This window comes from Bradyrhizobium betae (genome assembly GCF_050632175.1).
In the GTDB taxonomy this organism is placed as follows: domain Bacteria; phylum Pseudomonadota; class Alphaproteobacteria; order Rhizobiales; family Xanthobacteraceae; genus Bradyrhizobium; species Bradyrhizobium betae_B.
The window spans coordinates 6,500,798-6,517,463 of record NZ_CP192576.1 but is presented as its reverse complement, the minus strand read 5'-3'; the positions used below and the strand labels follow the sequence as shown (position 1 = coordinate 6,517,463).

At 63.5% G+C, this 16,666-nt stretch carries 14 protein-coding genes and 2 pseudogenes; 1 reads left to right on the top strand and 15 read right to left on the bottom strand.

What is annotated here, in order from left to right:
* Window positions 1-18: 18 nt before the first annotated feature.
* The 4 genes from ACQ86E_RS31385 to ACQ86E_RS31370 form a co-directional block, all read right to left on the bottom strand.
* The gene (locus tag ACQ86E_RS31385) at window positions 19-1,347 is read right to left on the bottom strand and encodes a tetratricopeptide repeat protein (RefSeq protein ID WP_431203243.1); all 1,329 of its coding nucleotides are present in this window, start codon (window positions 1,345-1,347) and stop codon (window positions 19-21) included.
* A gap of 225 nt (window positions 1,348-1,572) precedes the next feature.
* The gene (locus ACQ86E_RS31380) at window positions 1,573-2,586 is read right to left on the bottom strand and encodes a cation diffusion facilitator family transporter (RefSeq protein ID WP_431203242.1); all 1,014 of its coding nucleotides are present in this window, start codon (window positions 2,584-2,586) and stop codon (window positions 1,573-1,575) included.
* Window positions 2,579-3,478: a cation diffusion facilitator family transporter gene (locus ACQ86E_RS31375; RefSeq protein WP_431203241.1), complete on the bottom strand. Its 900-nt coding sequence runs from the start codon at window positions 3,476-3,478 to the stop codon at window positions 2,579-2,581. Before ACQ86E_RS31375 ends, ACQ86E_RS31380 begins: the two co-directional genes overlap by 8 nt.
* A gap of 3 nt (window positions 3,479-3,481) precedes the next feature.
* Entirely contained in the window at window positions 3,482-3,772 is a 291-nt protein-coding gene (locus ACQ86E_RS31370) for a hypothetical protein (RefSeq protein WP_431203240.1), read from the bottom strand.
* Window positions 3,773-3,938: 166 nt separating this feature from the next.
* Here ACQ86E_RS31370 and ACQ86E_RS31365 point away from each other — a divergent pair, with 166 nt between their 5' ends.
* Window positions 3,939-4,337, top strand: coding sequence for a hypothetical protein (locus ACQ86E_RS31365; RefSeq protein ID WP_431203239.1), 399 nt, complete (start codon window positions 3,939-3,941; stop codon window positions 4,335-4,337).
* A gap of 2 nt (window positions 4,338-4,339) precedes the next feature.
* Here the strand turns inward: ACQ86E_RS31365 and ACQ86E_RS31360 are convergent, their stop codons facing one another.
* The 11 genes and pseudogenes from ACQ86E_RS31360 to ACQ86E_RS31310 form a co-directional block, all read right to left on the bottom strand.
* Window positions 4,340-4,795, bottom strand: coding sequence for a hypothetical protein (locus ACQ86E_RS31360; protein WP_431203238.1), 456 nt, complete (start codon window positions 4,793-4,795; stop codon window positions 4,340-4,342).
* Window positions 4,796-4,859: 64 nt separating this feature from the next.
* Window positions 4,860-5,099 (bottom strand): PilZ domain-containing protein, encoded by a 240-nt coding sequence (locus ACQ86E_RS31355; protein WP_028136444.1) that lies wholly within the window; start codon window positions 5,097-5,099, stop codon window positions 4,860-4,862.
* Window positions 5,100-5,124: 25 nt separating this feature from the next.
* Entirely contained in the window at window positions 5,125-5,439 is a 315-nt protein-coding gene (locus ACQ86E_RS31350; protein WP_028136445.1) for a hypothetical protein, read from the bottom strand.
* 1 nt (window position 5,440) lies between these two features.
* Window positions 5,441-6,616 (bottom strand): OpgC domain-containing protein, encoded by a 1,176-nt coding sequence (locus ACQ86E_RS31345; protein ID WP_431203237.1) that lies wholly within the window; start codon window positions 6,614-6,616, stop codon window positions 5,441-5,443.
* A pseudogene (locus ACQ86E_RS31340) lies at window positions 6,613-8,824 on the bottom strand (heavy metal translocating P-type ATPase). Before ACQ86E_RS31340 ends, ACQ86E_RS31345 begins: the two are co-directional and overlap by 4 nt.
* Entirely contained in the window at window positions 8,821-12,039 is a 3,219-nt protein-coding gene (locus ACQ86E_RS31335; RefSeq protein ID WP_431203236.1) for an efflux RND transporter permease subunit, read from the bottom strand. Before ACQ86E_RS31335 ends, ACQ86E_RS31340 begins: the two are co-directional and overlap by 4 nt.
* Entirely contained in the window at window positions 12,032-13,021 is a 990-nt protein-coding gene (gene ihpB, locus ACQ86E_RS31330) for a divalent metal ion exporter adaptor subunit IhpB (protein ID WP_431203235.1), read from the bottom strand. Before ihpB ends, ACQ86E_RS31335 begins: the two co-directional genes overlap by 8 nt.
* Window positions 13,018-14,288: pseudogene (ihpA, locus tag ACQ86E_RS31325) on the bottom strand (divalent metal ion exporter subunit IhpA). Before ihpA ends, ihpB begins: the two are co-directional and overlap by 4 nt.
* A gap of 54 nt (window positions 14,289-14,342) precedes the next feature.
* On the bottom strand, window positions 14,343-14,717 hold the full coding sequence (locus ACQ86E_RS31320; protein ID WP_431203234.1) for a hypothetical protein: 375 nt from the start codon (window positions 14,715-14,717) through the stop codon (window positions 14,343-14,345).
* Between the two features lie 257 nt (window positions 14,718-14,974).
* Entirely contained in the window at window positions 14,975-15,622 is a 648-nt protein-coding gene (locus ACQ86E_RS31315; RefSeq protein ID WP_431203233.1) for a class I SAM-dependent methyltransferase, read from the bottom strand.
* Complete coding sequence (locus ACQ86E_RS31310; RefSeq protein ID WP_431203232.1) at window positions 15,619-15,942, bottom strand: MarR family transcriptional regulator; 324 nt, start codon at window positions 15,940-15,942, stop codon at window positions 15,619-15,621. Before ACQ86E_RS31310 ends, ACQ86E_RS31315 begins: the two co-directional genes overlap by 4 nt.
* Window positions 15,943-16,666: the final 724 nt, after the last annotated feature.

The following is a 16,666-nucleotide window of genomic DNA, read 5'->3' as shown; positions in this document are numbered from 1 at the left end:
CGACGACATGCGCGTCCTCTACTTCGCCTCTTTGTCGTCGCGTAGCTCGGCTTGAGCAGCGGCGAAGATGATGTCCACGGGACGGCACCGATCCACAACCTTCCGAAGCATCCGGCGGCCGTCCGCCTTCTGTTGGCCGTGACTCAGGAACTCACCGACGAAGAAATCCGCCTCGCAGAGCCGCCTTTCGCCTTCGGCGCCCACACCGCCGCCGGCGTCTTGGCGCACCCGGTCCATGTCCAGTGTGCCCAAGTAGAAGTCCAGGACCTGAGCCGGCCACTGGGTGCGATCCACCCTCGCCGCGTTGCGCTCAAGTTCCTCGCGGTCCGGATTGCCCTGGTGGATGCGGGCGATGTGCATCCAGATCGCGGGAAAGGCGTTCGTCGGCCTCAGTCTCGCAGCGACACGCAAGTCTTCGATCGCCCCCGCGATCTCGTCCGAATAGAGCCGCGCTCGTCCCCGTCCGAGATAGGTCGCGGCGTTGCCGGGATCGATCGTTTGGGCGCGGTCGAAATCGGCCAACGCGTCCTTGTAGCGTCCCATCGTCATGTAGGCGCTCGCCCTGTTCGACCAGAAGATCGGATCGGTGCCCTTGAGACGGATCGCCTCGTCGAAATCTCCGATCGCCTTGTCGGTGTCGCCCAGCAGGAGATACATGCCGCCCCGGTTGCTGTAGGCGTCCGCGAAGTCACGCTGCAGGTCGACCGCCCGGTCGTAGTCCGATATCGCGGCCCGATAATCCTGCTTCGCGATGAAGGCATGGGCGCGGTTGTAGAAGGCTTGCGCCGCCGTTGGATCCAGCCGAATGGCTTCCCCATAGCTTTCGATGGCCCGGTCCACCTCTCCCTTGCGTTCGTAGACCGATCCGAGATTGTTGTGAATGAGCGCGCTGGTCGGGTTCAGCCGGAGAGCTTGTAGTAGATCGTCGCGTGCCTTGTCGAATTCCCGTCGATCGGTCCACGCCAGCGCGCGGTAGACGTAGGAGTTCGGAAAGTCGGGCAACAGCGCTATCGCGGCGTCGAAATCGCCCAAGGCGAGATCGCGCAGTCCGAGCGCGTCATACGATACCCCTCGACCGTACAGAATGAGCCCGCGTTGCTCGGGAGTGGACTGTCCTTGTTTAATGGCTTCGCTGAACAATTGGATGGCCAGCGGAAACTGCTTCCTGTCCTTTGCCGCGAACCCTTCCCGCGCGAACTCGCGCGCGGTCTGGGCGACCGACGGCGAAGCCAGCAAGCAAAGCATCAGCAGGCTGAAGGCCACCAAAAGCAACCTCAGCCCCCTCCCGAATATTTGGGTGTCGAATTCTTCCGCCCGTCGACTGCCCTTCCAAGCTTCTTTCGTCACCACCGCCCTCAATTCGCGACGCGTCTGACAGGAAATCTGCCGTCTACGCGCACACCGCATTCCTCGCAGGAAAACACCCAGCCACCGACCTCCGTTCGCCAGTCGCCGTCGTGTGGACAGTTTGGGCATGCTACCCTCCCTCTTTTTCCCCCGTCGATCTCGATATCGAGCGCCGACTTGAGACGATGAAGGCGTTCGAGCTTGCTGCTCTCGTCTTCATTCACGCTAGACCACGTCGTCGGGCGCCAGCGCGCACGCGTTGTTCTCGTCGGTTTCGATCTGCAGGGTCGCGTGTCCGATTTTGTGCTCGGTCCTGAGCAGCCGGGCCGATTCCATCAGGAAATCGTCGCCGGGATGTCCGGTAGGCATGACCAGATGACACGTGATCGCCGTTTCCGTCGTGGAGATCGGCCAGATATGCAGGTCGTGGATCTTGGCTACGCCCGGCCGCTGCAGCAGAAACGACCGGACGGCTTCCATGTCGGTTCCGGCCGGTGCCGCGCTCAATGACATCGCGACCGAGCCGCGCAGAAGGCTCCATGTGCTCCACAGGATGACGGCGCAGATGACCAGGCTCATTCCAGGATCCAGCCAAAGCCAACCGGTCCAGAGGATGAGCGCTGCTGACGCCACGACGCCGGCCGAAACGGCGGCGTCGCCTGCCATGTGCAGAAACGCCCCCTGAATGTTGATGTCGCCCTTGCGGCCGCTCGCGAACAGCATGGCCGTGGCGCCGTTGACGACGATGCCGATGGCGGCGACCACCATCACGGTCAGGCCGGCGACAGGCTCCGGTTCGTACAGCCGCAATATGGATTCCCATCCGATGGCGCCGGTCGCGACGAGAAGAAACACGGCGTTCGCCAGCGCAGCCAGGATCGACGCCCCCTTCAGACCGTAGGTGAAACGACCACTGGGCGCCCGCTTCGAGGCGACTGACGCGGCCCAGGCCACGACCAGGCCGAGTACGTCACTCAGATTGTGCCCGGCGTCCGCCATCAGTGCCGTCGAGTTTCCGAGGTAGCCATAGACGGCTTCGGCCGCGACCAGGGCGGTGTTCAGCCCGATGCCGATGGCGAAGGCCTTGCCGAAGCTCGCCGGAGCGTGGACGTGACCGAGCCCGCCATGATCATGGTCATGGCCGTGCCGGTCGGCGCCATGATCGTGACGGTCATGATGCCGATGATCATGGTCGGTGCTGCCGACGGGACCAGCGTTACGGTGACCCGTTTCAGACATGGAGTACGGTTTCCTCGCCTCTCATGGCCTCGTCCTCGATCTGGATCGTCGTGTGCTCGATTCCGTATTCCGCCTTCATCAGGTTCCGGGCCTCCCGCAGCGCCTCCCGCCCGGCCGACATGTCGGCCACGACGAGGTGGCAGCTCATGGCGTCGAAGCCGGACGTGACGGTCCAGACGTGCAGATCGTGGACGGCCACGGTTCCCGGGATGGCAAGAAGCTTCTTCTCGATCGCAGCGGTATCGACGTTGGGCGGGGTCCCCTCCATCAGGATGTGCGTGACCTGACTAAGGAGCGACCACGTCCGGGGCACGATGAACAGTCCGATGCCGGCGCCGATGATCGGGTCCGCGAGAACCCAGCCCTTCCACATCATGAGCAGGGCGGCCACGATCACGCCGATAGATCCGAGCATGTCGCTCAGCACCTCGAAGTACGCGCCCTTGACGTTCAGGCTTTCGGACGACCCGCTCGAAAGCAGCCACATGCTGACCAGATTTACGGCCAGGCCGACGGCGGCGACGATAAGCATCGGTCCGCTGAGGACCTCCGGCGGCGACTGGAAGCGCTGGTAGGCTTCGTACAGGATGTAGACCGTCAGCAGCAGCAGCACGACCGCATTAGCCAGCGCCGACAGGACCTCCATGCGCAGATAGCCGAAGGTCCGCTGCGGGGTCGCTTCGCGGGCGGCGAAGCGGATCGCGAGCAGCGCCAGCGCGAGTCCGCCGACGTCGGTCAGCATATGGGCGGCGTCCGCGAGCAGCGCCAAGCTGCCGGTCACAAGTCCTCCGATGACCTCCGCGATCATGTAGGTCGCGGTCATCGCGAGGGCCCAGGCGAGCCTCTTCGCGTGTTTAGCGCCGGCCGTTCCGACGGAACCTCCTCCGTGCATGTGTCAATCTCCCGTCGTGGTCGTATTTTGGGCGCCGCCGTCCGGATCTTCGAGTGCCCGGCGGAGGTTTCGCTCGAGCTCGTCCAGCAGGAAGAAGCTTACGTCGTCCACCGAGCCGTGCCCCTTGGCGAACGGCTCCTCGAGGAGCCGGACGAGGTAGAGGACGTAGACGAACATAAAGGTGATGAAGCCGAACAGCAGTGCAGATGCCGGGTCGCCTTCCGTCTTCAGCAGCAGGAGCAGCAGTACGATCGAGAACACCAGCGTCTGCACCAGCACGTGCACGGACGGCACGAACTCGACGCGCTGAATGGTGTAGATCTCGGAGCAAGGCCCTCCGGATCACGTCCTGGTTCGTCCGGAGGCGGACGACGAAGTTCGCGGCCATACCCATGCCCTCGAGTCGACCCAGGATCGGCGTAAGCTTGGCCAGCTCATCGAGGGCGGGAGGAACGTTCTTGTGGCCGTTTTTGTGCCCGAGGCCCTCGCGGAGCCTGTCGATCAAGGCAAGCAACAACAGCCGCGCCTTCCCCAGGTCGAAGGCATCGTTGGTCTGCGCGAAGCAAGCCAGGTCACCCTCAATCGCCTCGATGGAATTCCTGAGATCGGCCGGGATCTTCTCCGCCTCCTTGTAGTCCTGGAGGATGCTCGACAACAGAAAGCCGACGATGAACACGGCGCCGCCGATGCCACTGGTCAACAGGCCGTTGAGATCCAGGAACTCGAATCCGAAGTAGTGGACCGCGACCTTCGCCGCGCTCAGAAGCAGCACGACGACGCCCACAGTGAAGAACAGCCGGAACTTCTTCCAGAGGGAGATATCCGCGCCACCGAAATGAAGATGCGAGATTATCGATGACGTCACCGCTCGTGGCCCTTTCCGAATGGATGGACGGGCGCGAATGTGCGTCCGTTCCAACGTAATATCCCCGGCCGGCCTCCCTCGAGTTCCAGTCCGGCGGTCCCGTCGGCATTGATCAGCTTCATGTCGTCGATGTAGGCGCTGAAGACACGGCGCGAATGGCCGCTCTGCTCCAGGTAGACTTCATGAAGGCATCGCCCTGCCCGGCAGATCGCCTCTCGCCGTTCGCAGGCGAAGTTTTCGAAATGCAGCGACCTGAAGTGCAGGCCGCCGGCGTCGATGGTCGTAGAGAAGTAGTGCGTCGCTGCAGCTTTCCCGCCGCACGGACGCTCCAGACGGGCCAGACCGTGACGGATGTCGACCGGAAGCAGATCGATGTGCTCCGCGGCATACGGTCGTTCGCTCGCGATACTGCCGCGACCGTCGGCGGCGCCTATGGCCGCGATCAGACTCAAGATGCTTCCCAGCGCCAAAAAGAGTCCATACTTCCTCATTTGCGCCTCCGCTGCTGAGCCGAACTCACTCTTCGAACTCCACGCCCAACCGCTTCTCCTTGACCCACGCGACACGACAGGTGCGCCGCGTTCCGTCCGCCGGCACCACAAGCGTGAATTCGCGAGGGATGCCGAGCGGACTTTCAACCTCCAACATCGCGCCGCGATCGCTGAGATTCCGGATGGAGCAATCGATCGCGGAGCTTCCGAACTCGATCGACCCCTTCTTGAGAACCCTCCGGCGCTGGTCGCCACGTCGTTCCATTCCGGTTGCTCCGGCAGTCATCGGATCAATCGACCGCCTTCTCGGCTTTCTCGCCGAGCTTGACGATGTCGCCTTGCGTGAAGAGGATTCCCTTGAGCTCCTCGCGCCACTCCTTCTTCCGTCGCAGCAGGAATTCGAGGTTCATCCCGAAATGCTTGAATTCCTCCTTCTGGGCGTTCGCCATGATGGCTTTAGCCTTCTTATCCTTCTCGACCGACATCCGTTGTTCGTACCAATTGATCGCTTCGGCTTCCTCGATCAGCGAAGCCATCATCCGCGCGAAGGTGCGGACCTCCTGCGAAAGCTCCTGCGGCGGTTCGTGGTATTGGTCGAAACCCATCTCATCGCTCCCTTTGCGCTAGTCGTGGCTGTCGAATCCCTTCGGGCTCGACGGCCCTTCGGCCGGTTGTGGCGCGAAACTCCCTGGTCCATGTCTTGAAATAGGCGAAGGCGATCATGATGCCGATGCCGGCGACACTGACGACGATCTGGAAGGCGAGCGAATCGGAGACGAGGTCGATGGCGAAGTAGGCGACGAAGGCGAGGAATACGCCCACGCAGAAGACTTCGAGCGATCGCTCTCCGCACAGCCGCAGCGGCCGAAGCCAAGGAGCCGACAAGAACGGCGCCTCTTTCGGAATCAGTCGCGAGACGACGATCGCGAGCGCCAGGAAATGGACGACGCGGTACGGCGCCAGATGCGTCTTGTTGTTCGGAATGAACAGCGACCGGACGGGCTCGACGATCATTTCCGCGTGGCCGGTCCGCGCTGCGAGCGTGACGATCGCGGCGAACAGGAGAAAGAGACAGGCGGCGGCAAGTGTCGTCCTCGCATAGATGAGCCCCCTAGCCGTAGTCGCGCCCCCGACCGCAACCCACGCGCCGATGACGAACAGGAACTGCCATGCGAACGGATTGAAGTACCAGTGGCCGGCAGGATACGCCCGTAGATTCCATCCCCATGCCTGTGCTGCGACGTAGATGCCCGCCGAAATCGCCAGCGCGACGTTGGGCCACCTCATGAGGACCCACAGCAGCGGCGGAAACGCGAACATCAACGCGATGTAGAGCGGCAGGACGTCGAGGTTCAGCGGCTTATATTCGAGCAAGAGCCCGTGCTTGAGGAACTCGACCGGGTCTCGAATGAGAAGTCGGATGTTGAATTCGTCGAGCAGGTGGGCGTGGCCGTACCGTTGTGCGACGTATCCGATGGTGACGACGTAGAAGACGAACAGCAGGATGTATGCGACGTAGAGCTGCCATGCTCTGCCGAGAATACCCAAGGCGGCGGCGAGGAAGCCCTTCGCCCGTGCTGTTCGCGCATAAACGAACGCCACGGTATATCCGGACACGAACACGAACAGTTCGGCCGCATCGCTGAAACCATAGTTCCGGGCCGTGATCCAGGCGACCGCATTGTTCGGAACGTGGTCGACGAAGATCGCCCAGTTGGCGAGCCCCCGGAACAGGTCGAGGCGCAGGTCGCGGTCGCCGGTTTGGACCCCGTTGGCGGTCATGTGGACGCCCCCTCGCCCGCTCCGCCGCTGCCCGGTGTCGAAAGCAGCCGCAGCGCGTTCATGGTGACCAACACGGTCGCGCCGGTGTCGGCGAGGATGGCGGGCCAGAGTCCGGTGATCCCCGCGATCGTGGTGACCAGAAAGACCGCCTTCAGCCCCAGTGAGATCGAGATATTCTGCCGGATGACACCCATCGTCCGCCTGGACAGCTCGATCATGGCCGGCACGTCGGCGACACGCCCGTGAAGGACTGCAGCGTCCGCTGTCTCGAGCGCCACGTCGGTGCCGCCACCCATCGCCACGCCGACGTCCGCAGCGGCGAGAGCCGGCGCATCGTTGATGCCGTCGCCGACCTTCAGCACCACCTCACCCTGGTTCTTGTACGCCACGACGGTGCGCTGCTTGTCCTCCGGCATCATTTGCGCGCGATGGTCGATGCCGAGATCGCGCGCAAGCGCGGCGGCGGTACGGGGATTGTCGCCCGTGAGCATGACCGAACGGACCCCGGAGTCGGCCAGGCGACGCAGCGCGGCGACGGCATCGCTCCGCAACTCGTCCCGCATGGCAATGCAGCCGGCGATCTCGCCATTGACGACGAGTACCGATACCGTCTTGCCCCGTTCGTTGAGCGCTTCGACGAGCTTTCGCTGGTCTTCGGCCAGCGGGACGATCCGTTCAGCCGCAGCGGGCGAGCCGAGGAAGACCGTACGTCCCCCGAGATCCGCCCTGACGCCTTCTCCCGCCAGATTTACGAAGTCCTCGACCGGCTGCGGCCGAGCGTTCTTGTCGGAGGCCGCCTGCAGGATGGCGACAGCGAGAGGATGGCTGGAGCCGCGCTCGAGCCGACGCGGCAACCGATAATACCTCGACCTCCCCGTGACCGAACCCCACGACGTCCGTGACCTTCGGTTTGCCCGCCGTGAGGGTGCCCGTCTTGTCGAAGCAGGCGACGGTGACGTCGCGCAAACGCTCAAGGACGGCTCCTCCCTTCAGGAGCAGACCCCTACGGGCCCCGGATGCGAGGCTTGCGGCGATGGCCGCCGGCGTCGAGATCACCAGCGCGCACGGACAGCCGATCAGAAGGATGGCCAATCCCTTGTAGATCCACTCGCGCCAGGTTGCGCCTGTCCAAACGAGTGGCGGCAGGACCGCTACGATCGTGGCGACCACCACCACGCCAGGCGTATAGTAGCGCGAGAACCGGTCGATAAACCGCTCGGTGGGCGCCTTGGATTCCTGGGCCTCCTCGACCAGCTTGACGACGCGGGCGATGGTGTTGTCCTGGGCGGCAGCGGTGACCTTGATCCGAAGCAGCGCCTCTCCGTTCACCGTTCCGGCGAATACTGCCTCCCCAGCCTTCTTGCGGACCGGCGTGCTCTCGCCGGTCACGGGTGCCTCGTCAACTGCGCTGTCTCCGGAGACGATGACGCCGTCGGCAGGAATGCGATCGCCGGGCCGAATCTGGATCAGGGCGTCGACGGACAGCGTCTCGGCTTCCACCTCGCTGACTTGGCCATCGGATTGTTCGAGACGGGCGATCTTCGGGACGAGCTTGGTCAAATCCCGGATGCTTGCCCTCGCGCGACCCGCAGCGAACCCCTCAAGAAGTTCACCGATCAGAAACAGGAAAACGACAGTCGCCGCTTCTTCCGTCGCGCCGATGAAGACCGCGCCAACGGCCGCGATGGTCATCAGCATCTCGATCGAGAACGGCGTTCCGGCGAAGGCCGCCGAAAACGCTCGCTTCGCGATAGGAATCAGACCAACCAGCATCGCGAGCAGGAAGGCCCAGCTCTCGATGCTGGGGATGCCCTTTCCCAAGGCGAAGGCGACCGCCAGCGCCGTTCCGCTGGCAATGGTCGCATCGCCCTTGCTCGACCGCCACCATGGTCCCTGTCCGTCGGCGGCGTGTTGGTGATCGTGGCCATGACCATCATGGTCATCGCCATGATCATGATGGTGCGCCGGCTCCCCTTTCCCCTTAGGGCGATCGTCCTCGACGACGTATCCCAAGGCCGCGATCTGGCGGCTGACCGCCTCCCGTTGGATCGCACCCTCATGTTCGACCGAAACGCTTCCGCCGGTCACAGAGACCTCGACGCCTCTCACTCCGGGCATCCGCGAGACGGCGTTCTCGATCTTCGTGGCGCACGCCGCGCAGTCCATCCCGCCGACCCGAAGTCTCATCTTCTGGGCTGCTTCGGTCATGCGTGGCTTTCCACGGCAGCGCCTTCGACATCGTCCGGCTTAGGGGCCGGCGCGGAGTCCTTTCGGAACAGCACGTAAAGGGCCGGCAGCACCAGCAGCGTCAGAATCGTGGAGGAGATGATGCCGCCGATGACGACGGTAGCGAGCGGCCGCTGCACCTCCGCGCCGGCGCCCGTCGCGATCGCCATGGGAACGAAGCCCAGCGAGGCGACCAGCGCCGTCATCAGCACGGGGCGCAAGCGGGTCACCGCGCCTTCATGAACGGCCTCGAGTACGGACCTTCCTTCGTGTCTCAACTTTTCGATGAAAGCGATGATGACCAAGCCATTGAGCACCGCGACGCCGGAGAGTGCAATGAAGCCTACGCCCGCACTGATCGACAGCGGGATACCTCGCAGCAGCAGCGCCAGCACGCCGCCGGTCAGCGCCAGCGGGACGCCGCTGAACACCAGAAGCGCATCGGCGATCGATCCGAAGCTCATAAAGAGCAGCAGCAGCACCAGCAGCAGGGCCACCGGAACGACGATCGTGAGCCGCTTGGTCGCCGAGACCAGTTGCTCGAACTGCCCTCCCCAGCCGATCCAGTAACCGGCCGGCAGCTTGACCTTCTGCGCCACCGCCTCCTGCGCTTCCGACACAAACGAACCGAGGTCCCGCTCGCGGACGTTGGCCGTCACCACGATGCGCCGCTTACCGTTCTCGCGGCTGATCTGGTTCGGACCAGGCGCGGAATCGACAGTCGCCACCGACGACAGCGGAACGTAGCGTGGCTGTGTCCCGGCGGCCCCGGCCAAGGCGGTCTTAGTGATGATGGCCGAACCGGGTTCCTCTGCCGGCAATGGAATCGGGATCGCGCGGATCGCCTCGATGTTGCCGCGTAGCCGCTCCGGAAGGCGTACGACGATGTCGAAACGACGATCCCCTTCGAACAGCTTCCCGACGCTCTTCCCGCCGACGGCGATCTCGACAATGTTCTGCACATCGCCGACGCTCAGGCCGTACCGCGAGAGGGCCCGTCTATCGAGCTTGACGGTGAGGATCGGCAGACCGGCGACCTGCTCCGTCTTGACGTCGGTAGCTCCACGGATGCCCTGTATCACCGACTGCACCTGGCTGGCCGCGCCTTGCAGCACGTCGAGATCGTCGCCGAAGATCTTGATGCCGACGTCGCTGCGGACACCGGAGATCAGCTCGTTCACGCGCAACTGGATCGGCTGCGAGACCTCATAGTTGCTGCCGGGAATGTCGTTGGCAGCCTTCTCGATCTCTTCGACCAGTTCCGCCTTCGGCTTCTTCGGATCCGGCCACTCGCTGCGCGGCTTGAGCATGACGTACCCGTCCGACATCGACGGCGCCATCGGATCGGTCGCGACCTCAGCCGTGCCTGTCCGGGTGAAGAACTCCTTCACCTCGGGCAGTTGCTGGATCCTCTTTTCCAGCGCCATCTGCAGATCTAGCGACTGCGTCAGGCTCGTTCCGGGAATCCGGATCGCGGCCAGGGCGACATCACCCTCGTCGAGGCTTGGGATGAACTCGCCGCCCATTCGGCTCGCGGCGAACAAACTCGCGCCGACGATCACGACCGCCGCGACCGCCACCACGCCCCGGAAGGCGATCGCACGGTCCAGAAGCGGCAGATAGACGCGCTTGGCGCCGCGCATAAAGAAGTTTTCCTTCTCCGACACCTTGCCAGTGACCACGATCGCGACGGCCGCAGGTACGAAGGTGACAGAGAACAGCGCCGCGGCGGCGAGCGCCATCAGCACGGTCAGCGCCATCGGCGTGAACATCTTGCCTTCTACGCCCGTGAGCGTCAGGACGGGCAGATACACAACCGCGATGATGAGCGTGCCGAACAGGCTCGGCTTGATGACTTCCGCCGATCCATTCCGGATGGTTTCCAACCGTTCCTCAAGGGTGAGTAGCCGGCCCTTGTCATGTTGCGCTTCGGCGAGCAGGCGCAGACAGTTCTCGACGATGATGACTGCACCGTCGACGATGATGCCGAAGTCGATCGCCCCGAGGCTCATCAGGTTGGCGCTGACCTTCGTTTCGACCATGCCGGTGACCGTCATCGCCATCGACAGCGGGATGACACAGGCCGTGACCAAGGCTGCGCGGAAGTTGCCGAGGATAAGGAACAGCACGACGATGACAAGGATCGCGCCCTCGACGAGATTTTTCTCGACCGTCTTGACCGTCGCATCGACGAGGTGGGTCCGGTCATAGACCGCGCGGGCGACAACGCCGTCCGGAAGCGATTTGGCGATGTCGTTCAGCTTGGCTGCGACTCGCTGGGCTACCGCGCGGCTGTTCTCGCCGATCAGCAGCATGGCGGTACCGAGAACCGTCTCCTTCCCGTTGAGGGTCGCTGCGCCCGTGCGGAGGTCCTTGCCTTCGGTGACCTGGGCCACGTCCCTCACCCGGACCGGGACGCCGCCTCGCGAGCCGATGACGATGTCCTCGATCTCGGCGATGTTGGCGACCTGGCCCGGGGTCCGGACCAGATACTGTTCGCCGTTCCTCTCGATGTAGCCGGCGCCGACGTTGGCGTTGTTGGCGGCGAGCGCCGTCATCACGTCGCGGAAACCGAGCTTGTAGGCCATGAGCTTGCCCGGATCGGGCAGCACGTGGAATTGGCGCTCGAACCCACCGATCGTGTTGACTTCGATGACGCCCGGCACGTTGCGGAGCTGCGGTTTGATGATCCAGTCCTGGATCGTCCGCAGATCGCTCGGCGTGAACTCCTTGCCGCCCGGCGCCTTCGCACCCGGCTTGGCTTCGACCGAGTAGTGGAAGATTTCCCCGAGGCCCGTCGCGACGGGGCCCATGGCAACTTCGACGCCGGCGGGGAGCTGATCCTTGACCTGCTGGATCCGCTCGTTGACGAGCTGGCGGGCGAAGTAGATGTCGGTGCCGTCCTGGAAGACCGCCGTCACCTGGCTGAGGCCATATCGCGACAAGGAGCGGGTGTATTCGAGCTTGGGCAGCCCGCCCATTGCCGTTTCCACCGGAAACGTGATGCGCTGTTCGGTCTCCAGCGGCGAATAGCCTGGTGCCTGTGTGTTGATCTGCACCTGCACGTTGGTGATGTCCGGCACCGCGTCGATCGGTAGACGGGTGAAATTCCAGCCGCCGAAGGCCAACAGTCCCAACACGAACAGGATCACCAGCCAACGCTGGCGGATGGAGAATTCGATGAGGCGCTCAATCATGCTCGGCCTCTCCTTTGCCCATCTCCGCCTTCACGACGAATGAGTTTTGGGCCACGTACTTCTCGCCCGCCTTTACTCCCGCCCGAACCTCCACGAACTTCTGATCGGAGTCCCCGAGTTCCACAGGCCGCGCTTCGAGCTTGTCGTCGCCTTCGCGAACGAATACGACGGTCTTGTTCTCGAAGGTCTGGATCGCGCCGGCATTGACGGCGACCGGCACCTTCCTCTCGGCCAGCACCAGACGAGCGGTCACGAACAGTCCCGGCCGCAGCCTCCCCTCCGGGTTCGGCAGGATCACTCGGGCAATCGCCGTCTGGGTCTCGCTTGCGCCGACGGGCGCCAAGTAGGAGATCTTGCCCTTGATGTCGCCGACGCCGTCATCCGGATCGATCAGGACCTCGTCCCCGATCCGGACGCGCCTAAGATCCTGGCGGTAAATCGACAGGTCGACCCAGATCGTCGACAGGTCCGCCACGACAAATGATGGCTTCTGCTCGGAGACGTATTCGCCGAGCGAGATCTGACGGTCGATCACCGTGCCGGCGATCGGCGCCTTGAGATCATAGACCGTCAAGCTCTGGTTGCTCTCGATGGATGCCAGCAGATCGTCCTTGCCGATCACGTCGCCGATCCGGCGCTTGATCGCACGCGCGATGCCGGGAAAGCGCGGCGTGACCTGGACCACCGTCTCCTGATTGGCGCGCAGGACGCCATTGAACGACAAGGTTTCGGTCAGGGTCGCCGGGCCCGCTTCGGCGAAGGTGGCGCCTGCTGCCGCCAACTTGACATCGCTGATCACGATGCGGTCGGCGCCATGTTCGTCCTTCTCGGCGTGCTCGTTGCCGGCCTTCTCCTCCTTGGCATCCTGCTTGGCGACCTGCTGCGTCGCAGCGGGTGCGTCCTTGGGTGTCAGCATGCGATAGCCGAAGGCGCCGGCGGCAGCCGCGACCAAGGCGAGGACGATTGCACTCGAAGTCTTCATCGCGCGCTCTCCCGCGCCAGAGCGAAGGGATTGCCGACGAGTCCTTCGATCGTGGCAACGGCGACGTGGTAGTTCTGCAGCGCCTCCTGCTCCCGCAGACGAGCCTGGGTGACGTTGGCCTGCGCGTCCAACACTTCGAGCAGCGAGAAGCGCCCGGCGCCGTAGCCCTGTTCGATCTCGTTGGAGGCGGCCTGGGCCTTCGGGATGCCGGAGTCGCGAAGTATCGCGAGTTCCCGCAGCGAGCCCTGTACGTTGTCGTAGGCCCGTCCAGCGACGACGATCAGCGTGTTGCGGTTCGCCTCGCGTTCCGCCCGCGTCTTGGCGAGGTTCTGCTGCGCCGAGAGGATATTGCCCTGGTTCTGGTCGAAGATCGGGATTGGAACCGTTAGGCTGAGCCGCACCGCGTCGTCATTGGTCTCGTTGTAGTGTCGCCATCCGGCGGAAAGGCGAACGTCAGGATAAGGCCTGAGCCGCGCCAGCAGCAGTTCGGCGTTGCGTTGCGCATAGACCGCATTCCACCTGACGAGTTGCGGGTTGGCGTCGATGGCGGCGATCACCGTCTGGAACGATGGCGCGCGCGTGGTGGCATCGAGCCGTCCGGAGACGGCGCCGAATTTTGGGGAAGTGTCGCCCATGAGCACCGCCAATTCGCGGCGCGCGCTGGCCAGGTTCGCCTTGGTGCGCTCGCGATCGGCCTTCACCAGGGCCGCTGCGACCTCGGCGCGGCCGGTCTCGGCAGGCGAGGACGCACCGGCATCGACCCGGCGCTGAAGCAACGGCGTCAGTCGCTCAAGGGCGGCGACCTGCTCGTCGAGGATCTGGATCCGCCGCTGCAGCCCGAGCACGTTCAGAAACGCGATGGCCGTTTCCGACAGAATCTGCAGACGCAGTGCCTGGCGCTCGATCGTTGCACCGTTGACGCCGGCCTGGCCGGCCGCGATGCGGGCCTCACGCTTACCGAACAGCTCGAAAAGCTGGCTGATCTGCAGCGTCGTCTCGGCCGATTTCGTCCCGCGATAGATGCCCGAACCGAAGGAATTATCCTGTTCGTAGCTCAGTTCCGGATTGAGGAGCGCCCCGCCTGAATGCGCTGGCCCGTCGCGATCCCGATGTCACGTTCGGCGGCGGTCAAGCGGGGGCTGGTCGCGAGCGCGCGCTGCAGCGCCGCCCCGAGATTGAGGGTCTGCGAATGCGACGCCGCCGTCAGCCAAGGACTGACCAGCAACGCCGTCGCGCACGCGAAACGCGTGACGCACTTTGAAAACATGATGAAAACCTGACGAAAGACGGAATCAGAGCGCGATGCGCCCAGCGGTCGTTTTCAGGTCAGGGACTTCGGTGGGGGCGGATCGAGACCGCGGACGGTGTCGGTGAGAGGGGCCGTCGCCCGGATGAGGACCGCCAGCTTGGGTTCCATCACAGTCATGACCTGCTGCGGAGGCGCCGCGACGGAAACCGCGAAGCAGCCATGGCAGTGATGGTCGACGATAGCACCCGTCTCAGGGCCGCTATCGGACTTGGTATCGACCATCCAAGCCACCGGGGAACCGGTTGGATTGGTCACGTCAAGGTCGAGACACCGATGGAGCGCACCCGACATCAGATAGGTCACGATCAGAAATACGGACACAATCCCGCGCAAAGCAGGAATATGCCTCAATCCAGATCTGATCCGACCAATCGTCAATGACCACACTCTACGTTCGCGAGCTGGTAGGTAGCATGGGCGCACTGCTCACGTCGAGCCGCAACAATATAACAATTCCACTGTTTTGTTGCGGGTGGATCGCATTTGCATAACCCGCCTCGCCGACGGGACGGTCCATTGCGCAGGAAGGTGCGGAAGAGCCGACAGACGGCGAATTAGGGCTGCTAGTTTGCAGCCCAAACCGCCCGGTGCGGGAGGACGCGACGCGCTAAAGGCGGCTGCTGTTTGTCCGGACAATCTGCGCCTCAGGGCTTCCGGAACGACAGCATCGCGACCCGCCCGATTCGGACGGAATGCGCCGACTGTGCTTTGCCTCCGGCGAACCCAGCCTTTTTCACAAGGTGGCCCCAAGTCCCATCGACGTGAGACTGGACTGCAATCCTGCTCGAAATCTGTGCTGCGATGTTCAGCACGATGCGTTCTTCGCGGCTGGTCGGCCGGTCATAGTCGGCGGCGTAGAGTGCGCCCCCACGCCGCAGAACTCGGAAAGCCTCCTTTGCCAAGGCGATCTTTTCGTCGGGGGTTCTCAGATGAAAGGCGAGTACGCACATCGCGCGGTCGAAGCTGCCAGTGTGGACCGGCAGGGCAGCAATGGAAGGTGCGTCGATGAACGTAACATTAGTAATTTGCTGCTTTTCGATAGCTCGCTTTGACTTTCGGACGATCGATGGATCGGGATCCGCTACAACGATACTGAGTTCGGTGAATCGTTCCGCAAGCGAGATCGCGGTCGCCGCGCTTCCCGGTCCGAACGCCAAGAGGCGCTCTCCGCTTTTCGGAGGAACCAGATCGAACAACGGCTCCTGCCACGACGCGTCGCGGAGCATTGCGGCGGCGAATCGGTAGTAAAGCGGTTTGAGCGCCGCCACGACCAAAATCGATAGAAACTTCATGCGGTGTCGCGACCGCGAGGCCAATGGCGGAGCGCGTCCGAAGCCGTCAGAAGCTTCGCGCGCTTGAGGACGCTCTTCAACTCCTCGAGTTCTGCGAGAAGCCGGTGCGCCTTGCCGCTCGCGTTATTGGCAACATAGGCGTTCGCTGCGTTCATGGAGCCAGACAGGTTTTCTATCTGCCACCGAGCGTTGCTCGAGAGCGCGAGGAGAACAACACGGCGATCGGTAGCGCTCGGCTTGCGGCGGATCAGTCCTTTGGACTCGAGCAATTGAGACTGCGCCGTGACAAAGGACGCGTCCACGGCGAGCTTGTCCGACACCACGCTGACCCGCACCCCTCTTCGTCCGCAAGATGCGATATCGCCATCAGAATGTTCCATTGAGCCACCGTGACACCCAGGCCGGCCGCCCAACACTTCTGCACTTCGCTCAAACAGCCGTGAATTTGCTTCACCTCCCAGGACAATCGCTGCAAGAGGTCGTCCGGCGCCGAAGTCTGCGAACCTTCAACTTGCTTGGTTTCCATAACGTGATCCTTCAATTCCAATGCGGCCGTTGACGGCGCCTGCAAAACGGAATGGCCCCGAAAGAGTGGCTTCTGAAAAATGCGCTGTCGATCCAGGTCGCCTGCATGCTCGCGGCCCCAGCAACTTGGCTGAGCTCGCAAAGGCTTTGAGAGCGACGCCGTCGCCATCCCAAAGGCAGGGACGACAGCATCGCGCTGCGGCGCGAGGGAGGTTCGACGGAAAACGGAAACAGGACGCGCGATGCGTCCCGCGTCGTTCGCCTTAGGTCAGAGATTTCGGCGGGGGTGGATCAAGACCGCGAACATTCCCGTATAGGGGAGCCGCCGATTTCGGCAACTCGGCGGGCTTCAAGTCCAGGGCGAGTTCGGCCTGTTGTGCAGGCGCCGGGACCGATACCGAGAAGCAACCGTGACAGTGGTGATCGGCTACCAAACCCCGTTCGGGCGATTGGGAGGTTTTGCCGTCCGTGGCCACGATCGCCAAGGATGATCCGGAGCGAATGGCGGCGTCGACATCA